The following is a 21254-nucleotide window of genomic DNA, read 5'->3' on the forward strand; positions in this document are numbered from 1 at the left end:
TCCGAGCGGCGTGGATCCAAGTGACTCGGGCCCGGGTCACGGCTCGTCAGCCGTCGGAGGCGAGACGGTCCAGCCACTCCCTCAGCAGGTGCTGCTCAGCGCCGCTGAGGGTCGACTGCTCGGGCAGCGTGGCGCGCAGGGCCCGGGCGGCGCCGGCCGGGCCCACGTCCTGCACGGCCGGCTCCTCGTTGGTGACGGCGGTGACCATGGACTCCCGAAGAATGGTCAGCAGGGCCGGGTCGCGCCGGTCCACGGGCAGGGACAGCCAGGTGAGCACGGCGCCGCGTGCCGTGGCGTGGATGAGCGTGGCCGCCAGTTCCTCGCCGACACGGAGGAGGCCACCGGCGGCAAGGCGGCGGATCCGGCCCATCAGGACCTCCATACCGGCCCTGAACGCCGCCGAGGTCGGCCTCGTGGGCTCGCTGTACATCAGCGTGTACAGCGCGGGGTTGGCCAGACCGAACTCGACCGCCAGGTCCCACCCGGCCCGCAGGTCCTCGATGAGGTCCCGCGGGTCGGGGTCGACGTGTTTGGCCGCGAGAAAGGTCGCGAAGCCGTGTTCGGCGACCGCTTCCAGCAGCCCGTCCTTGTCGCCGAACAGCCGGTAGATGGCCGGCGGCTGCAAGCCCGCGGCGACCGCCACCGCACGAGTGGTGACGGCGTCGCGGCCCTCGCGCGCGAGCAGGTCGGCGGCGGCCTCGATGACGCGCTGCCTGGTCTCGACGGCTGCCCCGTCCCTGGCGCGTGATTGTGGTGGCATATATCAACGATACCGCACCGACGTTTCCAGCGTTAATATCGGTGATACGCTCATGATGTTTCCACTGGAACGCCATCGCCGTATCGCTGTCACCACGCCATCACTCCACCACGCCATCGGAGCCCCACATGATCATCGTCACCGGAGCCACCGGACTGCTCGGACGCCAGATCGTCGAACGACTGCTCACCCTCGTACCCGCGGACAGGATCGGCGTCAGCGTCCGTGATCCGCAGAAGGCGGCGGCCAAGACGTTCGCCGAGCAGGGGGTACGGGTCCGACAGGGCAGCTTCACCGACGCCGCGAGCCTCGCCCACGCCTTCGAGGGCGCCTCCCAGGTACTCATCGTCTCGGTCGACAAGATGGGCGAAGAGGCCGTACGGCAGCATCGCGCCGCGATCGACGGCGCCGTGGCCGCCGGTGCCCGCCGCATCCTTTACACCAGCCATATGGGAGCCGATGCCTCGTCGCGCTTCCAGCCCTGCCGCGACCATGCCGCCACCGAGGAAGCGCTGCGCGACTGCGGCGTGCCGTTCACCTCGTTGCGCAACGGCTTCTACGCCTCCAACGCGATGCAGTTCCTGGGTCAGGGCCTGCAGACCGGCCAGGTCGCTCTCCCCGCGGACGGACCCGTGAGCTGGACCGCGCACGCCGACCTCGCCGACGCGGCCGCCGCCGTGCTGGCCGACGAGGGCCGCTTCGACGGACCCACTCCTCCGCTCACCGCCGGCCAGGCATTGACCTTCGACGACATCGCGCGCATCGCCACCGACGTCACCGGCCGTTCCCTCACCAGGAGCACCGCCCCGGACGACCAGTTCCTGCAGCAGCTCATCGGCCACGGTGTGCCCGCCGAGACGGCCGACCAGTTGCTGGGCGTCTTCACCGCGGCCCGCGCCGGAGAATTCGCCACCGTGGACCCGACACTGGCCAAGTTGCTCGGCCGGGAACCCATCGCTCTGAGCACGGTCCTGCGCGAACACATGTGACACCCGGAGGTACATCGGCCGGGTCAGAAGCCGACGTCCGCCGGCCGGTAGGTCGGCGGGCGACGGACCCGGCCGGCCTGCTCATAGGCGTGGGCGAGGCGGAGCAGGACCGGTTCGCTCCATGCCGTGCCCATGAACGTCAGCCCGACGGGCAGGCCGAACGCGAAACCGGCCGGGACGCTGACCGCGGGGTAGCCCGCGAGGGCGGCGGGCGTCGAAGCGCCTCCGCCGTAGCTGTCCCCACGGATCAGGTCGATCTTCGCGGGCGGCCCGGTGGTGGGCATCACCAATGCGTCCAGCCGGTACCGGCGCAGCACCGCGTCGATGCCCTCGGCGCGCGAGAGGCGGTGGTTGGTGGCCAGCGCCTCGCGGTACTCGCGTTCACCGAAGTCGAGTCCTTGCACCGCCTCCAGTCCGTCCTGCCGTACGTAGCGCAGCTCGCGGTCGGCGTGTTCGCGGTTGAACGCGATCAACTCCGCCAGGCTGCGCGGGTGGTCACCGGGGGCGGTGGCCAGGTAGCCGTTGAGGGCGCGCTTGATCTCGTAGGCCTGGACGACCATCGAGCTGGGCAGGTCCTCCAGTTGCTCGGCGGTCGGGATGTCAGCCGGGTCGATCACGGTCGCCCCGGCCTCGCGCAGGGTGGCGATCGCGCGTTCCGCGATGTCGTCGGCATGGTGGCTGTAGCCGAAGTACACCGTTCGCGGTACGCCGATGCGCGCTCCCTTCAGCCCGTCGGCGTCGAGGAATCGGGTGTAGTCACGGTGGAAGTGGCCGCGGCTCGCGCTGGTCGCCGGATCACGGTCGTCGACCCCGACGAGGGTGCCGAGGAGGATCGCGGCGTCGCGGACCGTGCGGGCGATCGGGCCGACGCTGTCCTGGCTCGGCACGCCGGGGATGACACCGCCGCGTCCGACCAGTCCGACGGTCGGTTTCACTCCGACGACGCAGTTGGCCGAGGACGGGTCGATGATCGAGCCGTTGGTCTCGGTGCCGATCGCGGCGACGCACAGGCCGGCCGCGGCGGCGACCGCGCTGCCGGAGCTCGACTCGTTCGGCGACCGGTCCAGTTTGTAGGGGTTCCGGGTCTGCCCTCCCCGGGCGCTCCAGCCCGCGTGATGGGTCAGCGACATGCCGCCCGCCCACTCGCTCAGGTTCGTCTTGCCGAGAATGACTGCGCCGGCCGCGCGCAGCCTGGCCGCGACGGCGGCGTCGGCAGTCGGACGCAGGCCCCGCAGGGCGAGTGATCCGGCCGTGGTGTGCATCCGGTCCGCGGTCTCCACCAGGTCCTTGAGCAGGACGGGCATGCCGTGCAGCGGTTTCCGGGGATCACCCTCGGCGTCCAGGCGCCGGGCTTCCCGCAGCGCGTCGGGGTTCACCTCGATCACGGAGTGCAGGAGGGGGTCGACCCGTTCGATGCGTTCCAGGTAGTGGCGGGTGAGCCGTTGGGCGTCGAGCCGTCCGTCAGCCATCCGTTGGCGCAGTTCGCTGATGCCCAGCTCATCCAGTGCCGTGGTCGATGCGTGGCGCGTACTGCTCGCGGTGCGGGCCTGGGCGGGGGTGCCGCCGAGCAGGGGTGTGGCGGCCGCGGCGGTGCCGAGTGCGAGCACGGTGCGGCGTGGGGTGTCGGTCCGGTCCGTTCGGTGCGACTCCTGGGACGTCATGCACCAGCACGCTAGAGGTGTGACCGGCGTTTCTCGCTCCGACTGTCCCCCGCCTCGGGGGTGCGAGCAGCCCCATGCGGCGACGGGGGACAGCCGGAGCAGCCTGCTGCCTGCTGCCTGCTGCCTGCTGCCTGGCGGACCACGTTCACCACGAGGTGTGAGACGCCTCGGGAGTTGTTCTGCAACTCAGCTTTCTCGCAATGGAGTTGGCAGACATTCCGCGTGTCGTCCGGCCGTCTCGCCGAACCGCGCCCTACTGGGCCTCGTCCGAACGGCCGAGGTCCCGTTCCCCCGTCCTCCCACCGCGGTCCACCCTTGGTCGGCTCCTGTCACCACCCACCTCAACGAAAGGTTGAGCCGATCACGCCCCAGGACTCGACCGCCCGTGTACGGGGGAAATCGACCGGCTGACCGATGACATGCGCCAGAAGGGCTGAAAGACTGAACCCCAGCAATTTCGGCCGCGTTTTCTGAAACAGCGCGGCTTTCACGCCGGTCTCTCCATGAAGCAGCACATCGCGCAGCACACAACGGGGGAACAGCTTGCGGATCAACATTCTGGGACCTGTGTCCATCAGCGTGAACGGCAAGCATCACAGCATACGTGCCAACAAGGTACGGGCATTTCTCGCCCTTCTCGCGCTGGAAGCCGGCCGGGCCGTATCGAACGAGGACCTGGCAGAGGAACTGTGGTCCGGGCATCTCGTGGGCAACACCCGGAACGCCTTACAGGCGCATGCGACACGGCTGCGCAAGGTGATCGTCGGCTCCGCCCAGCAGCATCAGGGCGCCTCCGTCCTGCGGGCCGTGCACAACGGCTACCTTCTCGAAGTGCCGCCCGAGTGCGTCGACAGCAACAGGTTTCTCGACCTGGCCGCGCGCGGGGCCGCCGAGTTACCGGTCCGTCCGGAGCGCTCACTTCAGCTCCTGCAGCAGGCTCTCGGGCTCTGGCAGGGACCCGCGCTGCTCGACGCCGGCGACGGACTGCGGGCCCGCGGCGCGGCCGGTCTCTTCGACGAGCGCAGGCTCACGGCCTGGGAGAACCTGGTCAGCGCCTATCTGGCCGTGGGGGACGACGCGGGCGCGATCGCGGAGCTTCGTCAGCTCGTCGCCCGGTACCCGCTGCGCGAGCGGTTCTGCGAACTGCTCATGCTGGCGCTGTACCGGACCGGTCGGCAGGGTGAGGCCCTGGATCTGTTCCAGTGGGCCAGAAAGCGACTGGACGAGGAGCTGGGGGTCCGGCCGGGCGCCCTGCTCCAGCGCCGTCACACGGAGATCCTCGCCCAGGACCCGTCGCTGACGCTCCCCTCCGCGGTCATCCCGGGCCGGCGGGAGCCCGCGGCCGCCAGAAACTGACGTGTGCGGGACCGCGTCTTCCTCGCGGCTTGTGTTTCCCCTCCGGGATCAGCTGTTCTCCGACTTTCCGCTCTCACGGAAATCTTGAACCGTCGGCCGGGCCAACCAGCGGGAGTGTTCAGACATCATGCGGTTCGATTCGGCGGAACCCGTGGCGATCGTGGGGATCGCCGCCCTGTACCCGAATGCGCAGGGCACCGAAGAGTACTGGCAACTGGTGAACGAGGAATTTCCCGTCACGGCCACCTCCCGTGCGACGCCGGGCCTCGACGACATAGAGGTGAACGTCGCACGGTTCGGAATTCCCCCGGCCCAGGCGCGTTCCATGGCCCGCATGCAGATTCTCATGCTGGAGGCCGCCCGGCAGTGCCTGGCGGACGCGGGGCATCCCGAGCGCGCTCTGCCCGTTGAGCGAACGGATGTCATCACCGGCACGTGCTTCGGCCTGGACCGCCAGCACGCCAACGCGCTGCGCGTCGAGGCGAGTCGTTACGTCCGCGAGGTCGAACACGCGGCTCTCTCCGCGGGCGCCGGCTCCGACAGCGCGAGGCGGGCCGCGGACGAACTGCGGGTGCTCCTGGCCGGGCGCCTGCACGGTTCCCCGCACGACCGGGTCGGGGAGATGGCGAGCACGATCCCGGCGCGCATCGCGACAGCCTTCAAGTTCCACGGCAGGACGCTGGCCATGGAGTCCGCGGACGCGACCTCGTACGTGGGTGTCGCCCAAGCCGTGCTCAACCTCCGCGGCGGGCTGTCGGACGCGGTGCTCGTCCTCGCCGGGCAGCGCCGGGAGAGCCCGCTGTTCGTCAGAGCCCTCGACGCCAAGGGGCTCACCTCCGCCGCAAGCCGCCCCTTCGCGTCGCAAGGCTCCGAAATCGGCCGCGGTTCCGGTTCCGGTTCCGGCTTCGTGCTCGGCGAAGGCGTCGGGGCGCTCCTGCTCAAGCGCCTGTCCACCGCCGAACGCGACGGCGACCGGATCTACGCCACGATCCTCGACTGCTCGCTGCGTCACGACCCCCGCCCCGGCCCGTTCACCGCTTCGCCGTCCGTCGGGCTCCGCCACGCGACGGCCGTCGGCTCACTGCGTGCGGCGGCGGTGCGCCCGGAGACGATCCAGTACGTCGAGTGCGTCGGATCCGGTGTCGACCACGAGGTCCGCGTGGAGCTGGCGGCGCTCGCCGCGCTCCACGAGGGCGCCACCGCCGGATCCGTGGCCGTCGGAAGCGTGAAGGACCGGCTCGGACACACCTTCGCCAATGCGGGGATCGCCGCACTCAGCAAGGTCGCGCTCGCGTTGCACCACCGCAGGGTCCCGCCCCAGCTGGCACCGGACGACGCGGCGGAGTTCGCGCGCGCCGGCACACCACTGCGGCACGCCGGCGCGGGCCGGCCGTGGCCGGCGGGAGAGGGGGGCCACCCGCGTCGGGCGACCGTGCACGGCACTTCCCTCACCGGCACGCTCTGCCACCTCGTACTCGAAGAACACGAGGAACACGAAGGCCCCGTACGCGGCGAAGGACCCGACGGACTCATAACCGAAGGACATGACCGGACGGGCTCGCACGGCCGGACGCCGGCCGTCGAGGCCGCGCGCCTGACCCGGACCCGCCTGGGGGCCCGCCTGACCCGGCTGCCCGGAGACGGCCCCGCAGCCCGGTACGCGGTCGGCGACACGGCGTCGGACACCGAGCCGATCGCGGTGGTGGGGCTGGCTGGATGGTTCGCGGACTCGCCCGACGCGGAGAGCTTCTGGCGGGCCATCCGCTCGGGCGTCAGCAGGATCGGCCCGGTGCCGGAGACCGTCCTGGACCGGGACCTGTACTACGCCCCGGGCGCGCTGAGCCTGACCCACAGTTACACCGACCAGGGCGGTCACACGGCGCTGCCGACCGCTCCCCCACCCGGCCTGCGGATCTCGCCTTCGCGCCACGCCTCCATGGACGGCGCGCAGCGCCTGGCCCTCGGTGTCGCCGCACAACTCCTCGCCGGACGCGGCACGACCGCTCCGGGCGGCCGGGGACTGATCGCCGTCGGCAGCAATCTCGGCCTGTCCCGTGAGCGCCGCTTGAACGCCGAGTCGTCGCTGCAGGACCTGGAGGACACGGTCGCCGGTCTCGACGCCCTCGGCGGTCTGTCCCCGCTGCAGAGGAAGTCGCTCCTCACGTCCCTGCGCGAGCACCTGGGCCCGCCGGACGAGGGCGTACTGCCGGATCTGCTCGACGGCTGCCTGGCCGGCGGGATCGCCGCCCTCCTCGCCAACGAGTACGGGCTCGACGCGGTCCCCCTCGCCGTGGAGGCGGCGTGCGCCTCCTCCCTCGCAGCGATCGACGTGGCGGTCGGCGCGCTGCGCGCGGGGGCCGCCGACTTCGCGATCGCGGGCGGCGTGGAACTGGCCTGCAACGCCCGGGACATGGTCCTGTGCTCCGCGCTCGGTCTGCTGTCGCACAGCAGGAACGCGCCGTTCGACGCGGGCGCCGACGGCTTCACGCCGGGCGACGGCTGCGGTCTGTTCCTGCTCAGGCGCTACGGTGACGCGCTGCGCGACGGCGACGAGATCCTCGGTCTCGTCCGGGGCGTCGGAGCGTCCAACGACGCCAAATCCCTGATCGCGCCCGATGTCGCGGGACAGACACGTGCGATGGAACGGGCCTTCGCCCAGGTCGACTTCGACCCCTCGGCGGTCGACTACCTGGAGGCGCACGGCACCGGCACCAAGGTGGGGGACCGGGTGGAGATCGCCGCGGTCGCGAAGGTCTACGGCGGGGCCCGGCGCACCCGTCCGCTGGAGATCGGGTCGGCCAAGTCGTTCTACGGCCACACCTTCGCCGCCGCCGGGAGCGCCGGACTTCTGCGCACGCTGCTGGCGATGCGGGCGCGGACACTGCCGCCCAACACGAACCTGCACACCCTCAATCCGGCGCTCGACCTGGCCGCGGTTCCCGCCGTGGTCTCGACCGAGCCATCGGCGTGGGTCAAGGACCCCGGGCGGCCGAGGCGCGCCGCGGTGAGCTCGTTCGGCACGGGCGGCATCAACTATCACGTACTCGTCGAGGAGCACGAAGAACGCATGGGCGGAGCACGATGAACTTCGAGTTCGACGCGGACGTCGAGGAGATGCGCACCATGATGGTGGCGTTCGCCAGGCGCGAGCTGGACGGCCGGCGCGAGGAGACCGGTGCGGCCTTCGACGCCGACGGGTTCCGCAGGCGCTGGCTCCTCGCGGGCAAGCAGGGTGTGGTCGGTGGCGTCGTCCCTGTCGAGTATGGGGGCAGCGGCCTGGACGCGGTCGCCGCGTCAGCGGTCATGGAGGCCCTGGGGTACGGCTCCTCCGACACGGGCTTCGCCTTCTCCGTCGCGGCGCACCTGTTCGCCGCCCTGATGCCGATCGTGGAGTTCGGTACGAAGGAGCAGAAGCGGCGTCTGCTGCCGGCGCTCTGCTCGGGAGAGCGCATCGCGGCGCATGCCATCACCGAGCCCGAGGCGGGTTCGGACGCGCTGAACCTGCGTACGCGCGCCGAGTTCCGGGGCGACCACTACGTGCTGCACGGCAGCAAGTGCTTCACCACGAACGCGCCGGTCGCCGATGTCTTCGTCGTGCAGGCGGCGACGGAGCCGGGACGTGGCTTCTTCGGTCTGACGGCGTTCGTCGTCGAGGCGGGCACGCCCGGACTCAGCGTGGGGCCGCCCTATACCAAGGTCGGTCTGCGGGGCTCACCGACGGCCGACGTCCACTTCGACGAGTGTGTGGTGCCGTCGGCCGATGTGCTCGGGGCCCGGGGCGCGGGGGCGAGTGTGTTCTCCTCCTCCATGAAGTGGGAGCGCACCTGCCTCTTCGCCGCCTATCTCGGTGCCATGCAGCGTGTCCTGGAGTCGACGGTCGAGTACGCGGCAGAGCGTGAGCAGTTCGGTGCTCCCATCGGTAGTTTCCAGGCGGTGGGCCATCGTCTCGTCGACATGACCCTGCGGCTGGAGTCCGCCAGGCTCCTGCTCTACAGGGCCGCGTGGGGGCTGGCGCGGGGCTCCGAGGACGAGGTGGCTCCCGCGCTGGCGAAGCTGGCCGTCAGCGAGGCCGCCGTGCAGTTGGGCCTCGACGCGATTCAGGTGCGCGGTGCTCTCGGCATCCTCGAAGGGGAGGCCGAGACGCTGTTGCGTGACGCGCTCCCCGCGCGGATCTTCTCCGGCACCAACGAGATCCAGAAGAACAACATCGCCCGGGCGCTGGGTCTGAGCGGCAGCCGCCGCCGGGCCGGACGGCGCTGATCCACCGATTGCTCCGGCAACCACTCGTCGGGCCGGTCACCTTGTCCGGCCCGGAACGGAGTACACCATGGCCATCATCGTTCACCGTATCCGTCTGCTCGACGGTGTGGCACCGGACCGCTTCGAGACATGGGTACGGGACGTCGACTACGCCACCTGCCCCGAACTGCCCAGTGTCCTCTCGTTCGGCGTCCAGCGCGTGGACGCCGAACGAGACGCGCCCCTCGCCTACGTCGAAATCATCGAGGTATCAAGCCTCGCGGACTTCGAGCACGACATGCAGAGCCCGCCATTTCGAAAGCTGGTCTCCGACTTCGACCAGATGGCCGAGGTCGTGTCCGAGACGGTGGGCGAGCGTATCGGAGACGGCTATCGCGTGTGAATAGCGGATGAGCCTTCGGCGGCGAAAGGCGTATTGATTTGCAGTCGTCAGCTCCGGCCCGAGTCCTTTGAATTCTGTTCAATGGCCGCCATGAGTCCGGTCTCGTAGGCGACGGCCACGGCCTGGGCGCGACTTCCGACACCCAGTTTCCTCAGCAAATGGTGAACGTGGGAGCGAACGGTCGCTGTGGAAACCGATAGTTTCTCCGCTATCTCCGCATTGGACTTTCCCTGGGTGAGCAGGGCGATGACCTCGGTCTCCCGTGGGGTCAGCGAGGGCACGACGCTCGCGGCGAGCGCGGAGGCAGGGCGCTGCGGCAGGCTGTCGAGGCTCCTGCGGGCCGCCTCGGGGATGACCATCGCACTGCCCGCGCTGACCGTCCGCAGGACATGGATCAGCTCGTCGGCGGAGGTGTCGGGGGCGAGGACGGCGCGGACCCCGAGACGCAGGATCTCGATCGAACGGCTGGCGTTCTCGGCCTTCGTGATGTGGACGACCTTGGTCAGTGCCGCCAGAGCGGTCAACTCCCGCTTGTCCTCGATGGTCAGAGCGGGGGCGACCACCACGGTGACGTCCGGTGTCGAGTCGGCGGCGGCGGCTTCCGAATCCGTCCCGGTCGCGTAACCGATGACAGCGATGTCGGGCTGCTGATCGAGCAGCGCCCGCATACCGGCACCCACGATCGATCCCTCACAGCAGAGCAGCACCCGGATGCGGCGTCCGGCACCACCGCCCGGGGCGGTGCGATGCGCCGGAGAAAGCGACCAGTCGTCCCGCACGGCTCGGTGTTCCGACCTCCGCCGGTGGACGCTCATCGTTCGGTGATCAGGTAGGTCGTCCACGCGAAACGATGAGTGGCATTGAGGCCCGTTCGCCGAGAGCAGTGCAAGGTTCGTTCCTCCCCCGAGATTGACGCGACCCTGCGTGTTCCAGGAGACCCTCGCTGCTTATCGGTCTCGCAACATCGAGGCCGCATGGCATATGCAGGGTAACACAGGAGTCACAGACTCACGGCTCTCCCAGGACCTCATGGAGTTTTACCACCGAGTAACCTCGCTCCTTATGTGTCCGGTATTTGGTGGCTGGTTATGACAACGCCCGGAAGAATTTCACGGGACCTTTGGACGACGTGTCAGATCGTGTATACGGCACGGTCTCCTATCCGGCGCGGGGACCGCGGGAAACCTGTGAGAGGGCGCCCCAATCTGCTCACGAAGATGGTGCGCCCCGGCAGTCCCAGCCGGTCCTGCAGCTCCTTTCGTACGTCGTCGTGCTGCAGGACGACGCTGACGGGATGCAGTACGAGCCCCGCCTCCGTGGCCCGCAGCCAGTATTCCGCCAGCCTGGCTCCACCGCGGACGGTGGCCTCGACACCGGGAAGCGCGTCGGCCAGACCCATGGCGACGATGACCGGCGTCGGCCGTACGACGCGGGCGAGTTGGCGGGCGAGCACCCGGTGGTAGCCCACGTGGCGGAGCACATTCATCGTGGTGGGAGCCAGCGCGAGGCGCAGGGCGTGGCGCCGTGTCGCCGACAACGGCCCGAACAGCTGGCTGAGGGCGAATCCGTCGCCGCGCGCTTCTGCCTCGGCCTCGTCCCGGCGCACGAACGAGTACGTCTCGTGCCAGGCCTGTCGATGGCTGAAGTCACGTCCCCCGTGGCGGGCCACGAGGCCGGCGAAGGCCGCGCGCTCGCTGTCGGCCACGAGATGCCGGACGGTGACGCCCGCGCCCTCCGCGACGCCGGTCGACGGGGCGGACAGACCGTCCAGGACGGCTGGTTCGACCGCATCGGGGCGGTAGGGCGCACGGTTGGTCCGTCGGGCCATGGCGGTGCGGCGGAGTTCGGCGAGAGAACCGTCCGGCCGGTCCGTGCGGCGCAGCCGGACCGCGCACAGGGGTGACCATGACACCGGCCAGGTGTCACCGAGTGAGCTACCCACGTCGTGGGCTCCGCCCGCCCGTCCGCCGGCGGGCGGTTCGACGAATCGGATCCGGTCCGTCGACCAGCCTTGGAGGGCCAGGGAGCGCAACAGGATCTGCAGGTACGCGCCACAGCTGACCAGCATCTCGACGGCGTGCGCGGGCAGGGAGGTGAGTGCACGCTCCCGGTCGAGGGCCAGGATCACGTACTCGTCCGTGCCACCTCCCCGGGTTCCGCTTTCACCGGAGGTGCCGCCGGGGGCTTCGGGGCCGCCGGTGGGAGCCTCGTCGACGAGCCGTTCCACTGCCCGGCGCGCGCCGCGGCCGGTGGGCCGGGCGACGCCCCAGGGCTGGCAGTTGTGCGACGACGGGCTGAGCGCGGCGATGTCGGCCGCTGCGCGCAGAGCATGTTCGAAGGGCGCTCGGCGTTCCGCGGAGGGCGGGCGGGGTGTCGAGGTGGGTGAGCTGGTCACGGTGTCCGTTCTCCTCACTGCCACACGAGTGCCAGGGCGTATCCGTCGACTTCCCGGGCCCAGCTGTCGAAACGGGAACCGTCGGCCGCGGGTGCGTGACGGCGCAGTTCCGGCCCGGCCCGCCAGGCGAACCGGCCGTCGGGCCACCACCGGGTGAGCCGCACCTCGCGGCTGTCCACCCGCAGGCCGAAGCCGAAGTGCTTGAGCACCGCCTCCTTGCAGGCCCACCGCAGGGGCAGTGGCATGGCGCCCACTCCCCCCAGTCGTGGGTCCGCGGCGATCTCCGGGGGCCGCGTGAGCAGTTCCGCGAGCGGCGGTGGCACCTGGCGGCTGCGCTCGACGTCGATACCGACGGCACGCGGCCCGCAGACGGCGACCGCGAAGTCCACCGAGTGGGACAGACCGACCTCCACGCGGGCGTCGACGACGGGTTTCCCCGCGCGGAGTCCGTCCGGGACGGCACCGACCGTGATGTCACGGGGGCGCACCGAGGTACCGGCGTGCCGTCGCTGATAGGCGCACACGCTGTGCTTGATGGCCAGGCGTCCCGCCAGCCACTCCAGGCGCCTCTTGACCAGGCGCAGTTGAGCCGCCTGCTGGATCTCGTCGTCACTCAGATGCCGGGCGCCGATCGTCGCGCGGTCCGTTTCGTCGCGTCCGCGCAGCCACGCGATCGACACCACGGCGACCGTCAGGGGGCCGCGGGTGTGACTGACGTACAGGGGGCGCGCGGGGTCGAGCGCCATGGTGTCGTCGAGGCTGCGGGCCGCGACACGGTCCGGCGAGGTGATCGTCATCGCCGGGCCTTCAGCGCTCCACGGGCGGGGGCAGCAGGAAGGGGTAGGTGCGGCGTCTGATCCTGTGGTGCCAGAAGCGGTCGGCCCGACGCAGCCGCTGGATGAGTTCCCACATCCGGGCGTCGTCGCGGTAGTACGCGGCCACCTCCTCCTCGGTGATCGGCCGGGACAGGCGGGCGTTGGCCTGTTCGAGGAACGCCGGGACCAGGTCGTGGAGCCGTTCCTTGTACAGGTTGCCGAGGAAGTCCAGCAGGACGCCACGGCTCTCGTAGAACTTGTCGAAGATCGACTTGGTCATCGAGACGCGGACGGCGTCGCGCAGGACCCAGGGCAGCGAGCTGAAGAAGAGCCGGACGTCCAGCCGTTCGCGGTGGCGGGCGTCCCGCATGAGGGGTGTCGTGACATCGATGTACACCAGCTCACCGCCGACATCCATCCAGTTGTTGGCCTGTGCGTCCAGGCCGAGGGTGGGCTCCACGGCACGCTCGACCCGGTCGAGGAACCGGGAGAAGAAGTCCTTCACCCAGATGTCGTCCTCGGTGTGCAGGAGCCTGGAGCACAGCCGGTGCGAGGGCAGTTCGCGCTGCACGCAGTAGGCCGTGATCCGCCCCGACGGCAGCCGCGTGTGCCACAGCTCGGTGTCGGCGACATCGAGGCCGTTGTCCCCGAGCCTCCTCAGATACTCGCGGAGGCCCTCCTCGTACCGTTCGAGGCGTCCGCGGTCGGGGAACACCGGCAGCCGCTTGCAGGCGAACGCCCCGTCACCGCTCTCCAGCCGCAGCACCAGGCTGACTTCGCCGTACCCGAGTACGTCGAGGGCACTGTCGTCCATGGTCCTGAGCGCGGCTTGAACCCGGTCTTCGAGCTGTGCGAGTTCGACGTGCGGAACGGTGAAGGACATGGCATGACCCTTAGCTCTGGTTGTCCGTCCTGGCCCGCGGGGTTGCCGCGGCGGACGGGGACGGTGTGCGCCGGTGCCGCACGAGGAGGTGGACGGCCGCGGCGAAGAACGCGGCGTCGAGCACGAGGATCTGCGGCACGCTGCTGACGAGGATGAGGACCAGGCAGACCAGCATGAGCAGTTGGCCGTAGAGCGCGGCGACGACCAGGTACCGGTCGAGGATCAGGACGACCCCGCTGACGACCATCGCCGCCGCGACGAACACGGTGACGGCTGTCGGGTGTTCGGCGAGCCAGTCGGTGAAGGGACCGAGGACGGCGACGCCGTCGTTGCCGTCCGCGGCGCCGTCGAGGCGCTCCTCGACCGACTCGATCTCCGGGAAGAACTTGCCGATGCCGGCGATGACGTAGAGGACGCCCACTATGCGCTGGAGGATCAGGTCTCGTTTGGTCACCCGATGGAGTCTTCCGGTGTCGTGGCCTGGTGGCCGGGGCTTTTTCGGACGAGATCCATGGATGACGAGATCCATGGATGAGGTCCACAGATGCTGCGATCCGGCGTTCGCGTGTACGCCGGTTCAGGCGGCCGTGATCACCAGGACCGCGTTCTGACCTCCGAAGCCGAACGAGTTGCTCACCGCGACCTCCACCCTCCGTTCCCGGGGCGATCCGGCGACGATGTCCAACTCGACCTCGGGGTCCTGCCGTTCGAGGTTGGCGGTCGGGGGGATGATGCCGTTCTCGACGGTCAGCACGGTCAGCGCGGCCTCGATCGCACCGGCGGCCCCCAGGGTGTGGCCCGTCACCCCCTTGGTGGAGGTGACCGCGGGGCCGTCGCCGAGGAGCCTCCGCAGCACCTTGGCCTCCGCCGCGTCGTTGAGCGGTGTGGACGTGCCGTGGGCGTTGACGTGGTCGACCTCCCCGGGCGTGACGCCCGCTCCCGAAAGGGCCGTGCGCAACGCTCGCAGAACCCCGGCGCCCTCGGGGTCCGGGGCGGTCATGTGGTACGCGTCGGCGGAGGCCCCGTACCCGGCGATCCTCGCCCGGACCGTCGCCCGGCGCGCCCGCGCGTCCGCCTCGCGTTCGAGGACGAGCATGCCGCTGCCCTCGCCGATGACGAACCCGTCACGGTCCGCGTCGAAGGGGCGGGAGGCGGCGGCCGGTGCGTCGAGCCTCCGGGACAGCGCGCCCATCTGCGCGAAACCCGTCACCATCAGGGGGCTGACCCCGGCCTCGGCGCCGCCCGTGACGACCACGTCGCAGCTTCCGTCGCGCAGCAGTTGCAGGGCCGTGCCGATCGCCGTGGCACCGGAGGCACAGGCCGTCGCCGTGACCAGGTTCGGCCCCTTGGCGTGCAGGTCCATCGCCAGGTGCCCGGCGGCCATGTTGGGCACGAGCATCGGGATCAGCAGGGCGGAGACCGCTTCCGGGCCCTTCTCCAGCATCCGCCGGTGCTGGGTCTCCCAGGTCGCCACTCCCCCGAGGCCGCATCCGACGACGACCCCGACGCGGACGCCGTCCCAGGTACCGGGGTCCAGCCCGGCGTCGGCGACCGCCTCGCGTGCCGCGGTGATGCAGAGCTGGCTGAAGCGGTCGTGCGCGAGGGAGCTGCGCCGGCCCACGTGCTCGCGGGCCGAGAAGCCGGGCACGGTGCAGGAGATGTCCACGGGGAGCCCGGCCAGCACCGGGTTCCTGGCCGCCGGGGACCGGCCCGCGCACACGCCCTTCCAGGTGTCGTCCGCGCCGATGCCGGCCGCGGTGACCAGACCGACACCCGTCACCGCGATGGGCGGCGAAGATGGCCTGGAGGTGGTCATGCCGATGCCCCGGCGGACGCGAGGCGTTCGATCAGGTCGGCGACCTGCGTGATCGTGTCCCCGGGAGACGCGGCGTCGTCACTGACGTGCACACCGAAGTCGGACTGGATGACGAGGAGCAGCTCGACCAGGAACAAGGAGTCCATGTCGAGGTCCTCGAACGTGGTGTCAGGACCGATCTCCGCACGGTCCACCTCGAAACGGTCGACCAGCAGATCGACCAGCCTGCCGTACATCACGCTCATACGTCCATCACGCCCATGCGATGCGCCCTGCCTTTCCGGCGCTCACAAGGCACCGCTGCGTCACTTCGCCGCTGCACTTCAGCGTGCTCGACCGGACAGGTCCTGGTCGTCATCGAGTGTGGGCGCCGGGGCTGACCGCCCGCTGACCGATGACTGACCGCGCGCTGACGGGGCGGCACCCGTCGGCGGCGAGGTGCTGTGTGCTGTGTGCTGTGTCAGTCATCGGTCAGTGCCTCGTCAGCCATCGGTCAGCGCCTCGGACCAGACTCGGCCCGGACATCACCCATGACCGCCCGAAACACCTGACCGTCCGTACGACATGGCTGTCCGGAACACATGGCCGTCCGGAAGACGAGGAGCACGCACGTGGTTGCACGTCTTCGCGACCGACCGGCACCGCGACACGTCACCGGTGACCGCCCCGGCCGGCCGGGCCAGGACGGTGTCCGATGAGCCGGGCCGCCGTGCTGACGGGAGTCGGCAGCTGCCTGCCGCCCAGGGCCGTCCCGAACGGCGAACTGGCCGCAGGGCTGGACAGTTCCGAGGAATGGATCCGCTCACGCACAGGTATCGAGCAGCGGTACTTCGCGGAGCAGGGCACGGCGACCTCCGACCTGGCCGTCGGGGCGGGCGAGAGAGCCCTGAAGAGCGCGGGTGTCTCCACCGTGGACGCGGTGCTCGTCGCGACGACCACCCCGGACCGCCCCTGTCCGGCGACCGCCCCCGTGGTGGCCGCCCGGCTCGGGATGAGGGGAACGGCCGCCTACGACGTGTCCGCCGTCTGCACCGGCTTCGTGTACGGGCTGGCGACCGCGGCGGGGCTCATCTCCGCGGGCGTCGCCGACCGCGTGCTGGTGATCGGCGCGGAGACGTTCTCCACGCTGCTCGATCCCGGGGACCGGTCCACGGCTGTGATCTTCGGGGACGGCGCCGGAGCCGTCGTACTGCGCTCGGGCGATCCGGCGGAGCCCGGCGCGCTCGGCCCGTTCGACCTGGGCAGCGACGGCGACGGCGAGGACCTGATCACGGTGCCCGCGGGCGGATCACGCCAGCGCCTGTCCGGGCGGGCACCGGCGGCCGGCGAACGGTACTTCGCCATGTCGGGCAAGGAGGTCTTCCGGCACGCGGTACTGCGGATGACCGGATCGGCCCGCACGGTCCTCGCCCGGGCGGGCTGGCGGGCGCTGGACGTCGACCATCTGGTGAGCCACCAGGCGAATCTCCGGATCACCAACCATGTCGCCGACGACCTGGGAATTCCCAGGAACCGCTGTGTCAGCAACATCGCCGAGGTCGGCAACACCGCGGCGGCCTCCATCCCCCTCGCCCTCGACCAGGCACACACCGAGGGCGCGTTGCGGCCGGGCGGGCGGATGCTGCTCACCGCGTTCGGCGGAGGGCTCACCTGGGGGTCCGCGGTACTGACCTGGCCGGACCTGGACCCGGCCCGAGCGTGAGCACAGGTACGTACAGGAGCGCGAGTACGAGCACGACCTAAGGAGCACACGGCATGAGCGTGATGTACGGCAGGCTGGTCGATCTGCTGGTCGACCGTTTCGAGGTGGACCGTGCGGAGATCGGTCCTGACACCACGTTCGAGGACCTCGACATGGACTCCTTGTTCCTCGTCGAGCTGCTCCTCGTCATCCAGTCCGACTTCGGTGTGCACGTCAGTGACGACGCCGCGTCTCCCGGGGACACGATCACGCAGGTCGCCGACCTGATCGAACGCCTCGCGTCCGCCGAGGTCCCCACCGGGCCGTAGCCGGGCCGCGGTCAAGCCGCGGTCGGGCCAGGGTCCACCGGAAAACGAGCCGAGGACGACCATGAGCACCCAGCAGTCAATCATCAACTACATCGCCGGTGTGTGGCTCGACGGTGACGCCGAGGGCCTCGACGCGCAGGTCCCCATCGCCGAGCTCAACATCATCGACTCGGCCGGGATCTTCGACCTCGTGCACTACATGCAGGACGACTTCCGTATCACCGTCCCGCTGCAGGAGATCTCCCCGGCGAACTTCCGGACGGTCGACACGATGGCAGCGCTGGTCGAGCGGCTGCGGCGAGAGGGAGAAACCGTCCGATGACGAACGCCACCGGGGACAGGCGGGACAGCGTCCGGCGTCAGGTCGTCGACATCATCGCCTCACGGACGCTGTACGACGAGACCTACCTCCTGCCCGACAGCCACTTCGAGGCGGAACTCGGTATCGACTCGGTCATCTTCGAATCGATCCTGGCCTCGGTGAAGGAGCAGTTCGCGCTGGTGGCACCGCTGCCGTCCGGCCTCGTGACGGTCGGCGACCTCGTCCACGCGGTCGAGCGGGCCTGCCAGGCCCCCGCCGCCGACGGTCCCCGACCGGCGGAGACCGCACCGGGTGGCTCGCTCCTGGAGACGGTCGTCACCACCACCATGCGGCACACCCAGTACCAGCGCGGTCAGCTGGCACCCGGCGCCGACTTCGAGAGCGAGCTCGGCATCGACTCGGTGGTCCTGGCCTCGATCGTCGCCGACACCGCACGTGAGCTGGGACTTCCCCCCGGCCTGGCGGGCACCGTCACCGCGACGTCCCTGGACGGGCTGGTGGAGGCACTGCGTCCGTACCACGAGGACGCGCACCGGGTGGATCAGGCGTTCACCGGCCCCGGCCGGGACGCGGCACGCACCCCGGCCGGGCACGCCACGGACGAGCGCGCCACGGACGACCTGGGCACGGCCTGGGACGGCCGCTCCATGAAGGACTTCGTGGAGGAACGCGACGGCGACCTCTTCGCCAAGACCCGCAGCTTCGGCAGGTACCTGCGGCGGCGCGAGGCCGAGCGGCTGTACTGGTACGGCATGCCGCTGCACTCCCGCTGCTCGAACCGGGCCGTCATCTTCGACGAACTGGAGGGCCGCGAACGTGAGTTCCTGATGTTCGCCTCGAACAACTACCTGGGCCTGGCCAACCACCCGAAGGTGATCGAGGCGGTCTGCGACGCCACGCGCCGATACGGGGCCACCCACACCGGCTCCCGGTTCATCGGCGGGACCAACGTGCTCCACAAGGAACTGGAGCGGCGCCTCGCGGCCTTCAAGCAGCGGCCCGCCTGCATCGTCTATCCCGGTGGCTACGCGGCGAACATCGGCGCGATCTCCGCGCTGGTCAAGAGCTACGACACCGTCGTCGTCGACAAGCTCAACCATATGAGCATCGTCGACGGCGCCCGGCTCTCCGGCGCCACCCGCAGGATCTACCAGCACAACGACATGGCCGATCTGGAGCGCATCCTGAAGCGCTGCGACGAGGGACCCGGCGGCAAACTCATCGTGGCGGACGGTGTGTTCAGCATGCACGGCGACATCTGCGACCTGCCCGAGATCGTCCGCCTGGCCAAGGAACACGGCGCCAGGGTCATGATCGACGACGCGCACTCCACCGGTGTGCTCGGCCGGCGCGGCTCGGGAACGGCCGAGCACTTCGGATTGAAGGGCGAGGTCGACCTCGAACTCGGCACGATGAGCAAGACCCTCGCGGGCATGGGCGGGTTCGTCGTCGGCGACGAGGAGGTCGTCGAGTACCTCCGCTTCTACTCGAACTCGTACGTCTTCGCCGCGAACATCCCCGCGGGCGTCGCCGCCGGGCTGATCGCGTCCATCGACGTCATCGAGTCGGAACCCGGGCGCATCACGAAGCTGTGGCACAACATCCGGCTCCTGCAGAGCCAGTTGGCGGACGCCGGCTTCGATCTGGAGAACACCCGCAGCGCGATCCTTCCCCTGGTCATCGGCGACGAGCGCAAGGCGATGGAGATGGGCCGCGCGGTCCGCGCGCGGGGGCTCTACTGCCAGACGGTGGTGTTCCCCGGTGTACCGCTCGGTGACGCGCGGCTGCGGGTCAGCGTCACCTCGGAGCACACCCCCGAGGACCTGGAGACCGCCGCGGGCATCTTCGTCGAGGCCGGCCGCGAGGTCGGTGTCCTGCCGTCGGCGGGGTGAGGCGACGATGACGGAAACAGCCCCGACACGGATACGGCACGACGACCGCGACACCTCCCTGATCCGGTTGCCTCGGTCGCTGTCCCGGGAGCAGGCGGCCCGACCGGCCTTCGTCGGCGAACGGACCGTCACCTACGGCCAGTTGGAGGCGAACGTCGCCGCCGTCGCGTCCGGCCTGTCCAGGCTGGGCACGGCTACCGGTGACCGGGTGGCGATCTGGATGGACAAGACGCCGCGCTACGCCGAGGCGATCCTCGCGACCCTGCGAGCCGGCTGCGCCTATGTCCCCCTCGACGGGGGCCAGCCGCCGGCGCGGGTGGAGCACATCCTCACGGACTGCGAGCCCGTGGTCCTCTTCACCGACCACCGGCACCTGAAGCTGCTCGCGGACTGTGAACTGCCCGCCTCCGTGCGGGCGATCGTGCCGGCCGACGGCACCGGCCAGGAACCGTACGGTTCCACGTCGAGGCCGACGGCACCTGTCCGGCTGTGGGCCGACTTCGCCGCGACGGCTGGGGGAAAGGTGGCTCACGTCGAGATCCCGCCCGCCCCGGATCGCGACGCCCTCGCCGCGATCCTCTACACCTCCGGCTCGACCGGCACGCCGAAAGGGGTGCGGATCTCCTACCGGAACCTGGCGAACTTCATCCGCTGGGCCCGTGCCGAACTGACCGTGGGACCGGACGACGTCTTCGCCAACCACGCCTCCTTCAACTTCGACCTGTCGACCTTCGACCTGTTCACCGCGCTGTCGGTGGGCGCCGGCGTCTGGATCGTCCCCGACGACCAGGCACGCGACGTCGCGGCGCTGGCCGGCGGAATACACGAGCACGGCGTCACGGTGTGGTACTCCGTGCCCTCCGTGCTGAACCTCATGACCCGCTCGGGAGCGCTCACCCCGGACACGGTACGCACCCTGCGGTACGTCCTCTTCGCGGGCGAGGTGTACCCGATCGGGCAGTTGCGCTCGCTGGCGGCCCGGCTGCCCGAGGAGACGGCGCTCTACAACCTGTACGGGCCGACCGAGACCAACGTCTGCGCCTACCACCGGGTCCGTGCGGAGGACCTCGGCCGGGACGAGCCCGTACCGATCGGCACCCCGGTGCCCGGCGCCCGCCTGTCCGTCGTGGACGAGGACGGACGCACGCTGCGCGGACCCGGGGCCTTCGGCGAGTTGATCGTGGAGGGTGACTGTGTCACGCCCGGCTACTGGCGACGGGCGTCGCACCCGGCCGATGCCGAGAACGCTGCCGCCGGAGACGCCGCCGCCCGAGACGCTGCCGTCGGACATGGGAAGGGCCGCCACGCCACCGGCGACCTGGTGAGCTACGAGGGAGCCGCCCTCGTCTACCGCGGACGCCGTGACCGGATGGTCAAACTCCACGGCTTCCGCGTCGAGTTGGGCGAGATCGAGGCCACGGTGCTCAAGCACCCGGCCGTCGCGTCCGCCGCCGTCGTGGTCGACACCCAGGGCCCGGAGCCGCGGATCGCCCTCTACTACACCCTCGGTCCGGGCGCCCGCAGGCCGAACCTCATCGAGATCAAGCGGCACTGCGCACGGCACCTGCCCCGCTACATGCTGCCCCAGTCGGCCGGCTGCCTCGATGAACTGCCCCACAACGCCAACGGCAAGACCGACTACCACCGCCTGGGCAGCGGGACGGCCGGTCCTGTCCGGCACTCGCAGGCCGTGCCCGGCAAATGACGGAGACG

At 70.3% G+C, this 21254-nt stretch carries 20 protein-coding genes; 10 read left to right on the top strand and 10 right to left on the bottom strand.

Annotation, left to right across the window (positions count from 1 at the left end; all coding sequences use genetic code 11):
- Positions 1 to 46: 46 nt before the first annotated feature.
- On the bottom strand, positions 47 to 760 hold the full coding sequence (locus tag ACH4DZ_RS31515) for a TetR/AcrR family transcriptional regulator (RefSeq protein ID WP_398290841.1): 714 nt from the start codon (positions 758 to 760) through the stop codon (positions 47 to 49).
- A 128-nt stretch (positions 761 to 888) separates the two neighbouring features.
- Here ACH4DZ_RS31515 and ACH4DZ_RS31520 point away from each other — a divergent pair, with 128 nt between their 5' ends.
- Positions 889 to 1749: an NmrA family NAD(P)-binding protein gene (locus ACH4DZ_RS31520; protein WP_398290843.1), complete on the top strand. Its 861-nt coding sequence runs from the start codon at positions 889 to 891 to the stop codon at positions 1747 to 1749.
- A 23-nt stretch (positions 1750 to 1772) separates the two neighbouring features.
- Here the strand turns inward: ACH4DZ_RS31520 and ACH4DZ_RS31525 are convergent, their stop codons facing one another.
- Both ACH4DZ_RS31525 and ACH4DZ_RS31530 read right to left on the bottom strand, forming a co-directional pair.
- Positions 1773 to 3410 carry an amidase gene (locus ACH4DZ_RS31525; protein WP_398290845.1) on the bottom strand — a complete coding sequence of 546 codons (1638 nt, stop codon included), beginning with the start codon at positions 3408 to 3410 and terminating at the stop codon, positions 1773 to 1775.
- Positions 3411 to 3751: 341 nt separating this feature from the next.
- Positions 3752 to 3967, bottom strand: coding sequence for a hypothetical protein (locus ACH4DZ_RS31530; protein ID WP_398290847.1), 216 nt, complete (start codon positions 3965 to 3967; stop codon positions 3752 to 3754).
- A gap of 10 nt (positions 3968 to 3977) precedes the next feature.
- Between ACH4DZ_RS31530 and ACH4DZ_RS31535 the strand changes: the two genes are divergently transcribed.
- From ACH4DZ_RS31535 to ACH4DZ_RS31550, 4 genes are all read left to right on the top strand, one after another.
- Entirely contained in the window at positions 3978 to 4766 is a 789-nt protein-coding gene (locus tag ACH4DZ_RS31535) for a BTAD domain-containing putative transcriptional regulator (RefSeq protein ID WP_398290849.1), read from the top strand.
- Between the two features lie 127 nt (positions 4767 to 4893).
- Positions 4894 to 7851, top strand: a complete 2958-nt coding sequence (locus tag ACH4DZ_RS31540; protein WP_398290851.1) for a polyketide synthase — start codon at positions 4894 to 4896, stop codon at positions 7849 to 7851.
- Positions 7848 to 9026, top strand: coding sequence for an L-prolyl-[peptidyl-carrier protein] dehydrogenase (gene redW, locus ACH4DZ_RS31545; protein ID WP_398290853.1), 1179 nt, complete (start codon positions 7848 to 7850; stop codon positions 9024 to 9026). Before ACH4DZ_RS31540 ends, redW begins: the two co-directional genes overlap by 4 nt.
- A 67-nt stretch (positions 9027 to 9093) precedes the next feature.
- Positions 9094 to 9408, top strand: a complete 315-nt coding sequence (locus ACH4DZ_RS31550; RefSeq protein WP_398290855.1) for a RedY protein — start codon at positions 9094 to 9096, stop codon at positions 9406 to 9408.
- 47 nt (positions 9409 to 9455) lie between these two features.
- On the opposite strand, the gene ACH4DZ_RS31555 is transcribed toward ACH4DZ_RS31550, so the two are convergent.
- The 7 genes from ACH4DZ_RS31555 to ACH4DZ_RS31585 form a co-directional block, all read right to left on the bottom strand.
- Entirely contained in the window at positions 9456 to 10088 is a 633-nt protein-coding gene (locus tag ACH4DZ_RS31555; RefSeq protein ID WP_398290857.1) for a DNA-binding response regulator, read from the bottom strand.
- A gap of 452 nt (positions 10089 to 10540) precedes the next feature.
- Positions 10541 to 11803: a RedV protein gene (locus tag ACH4DZ_RS31560; protein WP_398290859.1), complete on the bottom strand. Its 1263-nt coding sequence runs from the start codon at positions 11801 to 11803 to the stop codon at positions 10541 to 10543.
- 14 nt (positions 11804 to 11817) lie between these two features.
- Entirely contained in the window at positions 11818 to 12600 is a 783-nt protein-coding gene (locus ACH4DZ_RS31565; RefSeq protein ID WP_398290861.1) for a 4'-phosphopantetheinyl transferase family protein, read from the bottom strand.
- A gap of 10 nt (positions 12601 to 12610) precedes the next feature.
- Entirely contained in the window at positions 12611 to 13501 is an 891-nt protein-coding gene (locus ACH4DZ_RS31570; protein ID WP_398290863.1) for a DUF6206 family protein, read from the bottom strand.
- 10 nt (positions 13502 to 13511) lie between these two features.
- A complete protein-coding gene (locus tag ACH4DZ_RS31575) occupies positions 13512 to 13955 on the bottom strand; it encodes a DUF6041 domain-containing protein (RefSeq protein ID WP_398290865.1) in 444 nt (147 codons plus the stop codon).
- Between the two features lie 123 nt (positions 13956 to 14078).
- The gene (locus ACH4DZ_RS31580) at positions 14079 to 15317 is read right to left on the bottom strand and encodes a beta-ketoacyl-[acyl-carrier-protein] synthase family protein (protein WP_398290867.1); all 1239 of its coding nucleotides are present in this window, start codon (positions 15315 to 15317) and stop codon (positions 14079 to 14081) included.
- Positions 15314 to 15562 carry an acyl carrier protein gene (locus tag ACH4DZ_RS31585; RefSeq protein ID WP_398290869.1) on the bottom strand — a complete coding sequence of 83 codons (249 nt, stop codon included), beginning with the start codon at positions 15560 to 15562 and terminating at the stop codon, positions 15314 to 15316. The genes ACH4DZ_RS31580 and ACH4DZ_RS31585 overlap by 4 nt, the downstream gene beginning before the upstream one ends.
- Positions 15563 to 16011: 449 nt before the next feature.
- On the opposite strand from ACH4DZ_RS31585, the gene ACH4DZ_RS31590 reads away from it, so the two are divergent.
- The 5 genes from ACH4DZ_RS31590 (at position 16012) to ACH4DZ_RS31610 (ending at position 21246) form a co-directional block, all read left to right on the top strand.
- The gene (locus ACH4DZ_RS31590; RefSeq protein ID WP_398290871.1) at positions 16012 to 17019 is read left to right on the top strand and encodes a beta-ketoacyl-ACP synthase III; all 1008 of its coding nucleotides are present in this window, start codon (positions 16012 to 16014) and stop codon (positions 17017 to 17019) included.
- Between the two features lie 53 nt (positions 17020 to 17072).
- Positions 17073 to 17327, top strand: a complete 255-nt coding sequence (locus tag ACH4DZ_RS31595; RefSeq protein WP_398290873.1) for an acyl carrier protein — start codon at positions 17073 to 17075, stop codon at positions 17325 to 17327.
- A 61-nt stretch (positions 17328 to 17388) separates the two neighbouring features.
- Positions 17389 to 17649 carry an acyl carrier protein gene (locus tag ACH4DZ_RS31600; protein WP_398290875.1) on the top strand — a complete coding sequence of 87 codons (261 nt, stop codon included), beginning with the start codon at positions 17389 to 17391 and terminating at the stop codon, positions 17647 to 17649.
- A complete protein-coding gene (locus ACH4DZ_RS31605; RefSeq protein WP_398290877.1) occupies positions 17646 to 19541 on the top strand; it encodes an aminotransferase class I/II-fold pyridoxal phosphate-dependent enzyme in 1896 nt (631 codons plus the stop codon). Before ACH4DZ_RS31600 ends, ACH4DZ_RS31605 begins: the two co-directional genes overlap by 4 nt.
- A gap of 7 nt (positions 19542 to 19548) precedes the next feature.
- Positions 19549 to 21246, top strand: coding sequence for an amino acid adenylation domain-containing protein (locus tag ACH4DZ_RS31610; RefSeq protein WP_398290879.1), 1698 nt, complete (start codon positions 19549 to 19551; stop codon positions 21244 to 21246).
- Positions 21247 to 21254: the final 8 nt, after the last annotated feature.

It is taken from the genome of Streptomyces sp. NPDC017991 (assembly GCF_044328075.1).
GTDB lineage: Bacteria > Actinomycetota > Actinomycetes > Streptomycetales > Streptomycetaceae > Streptomyces.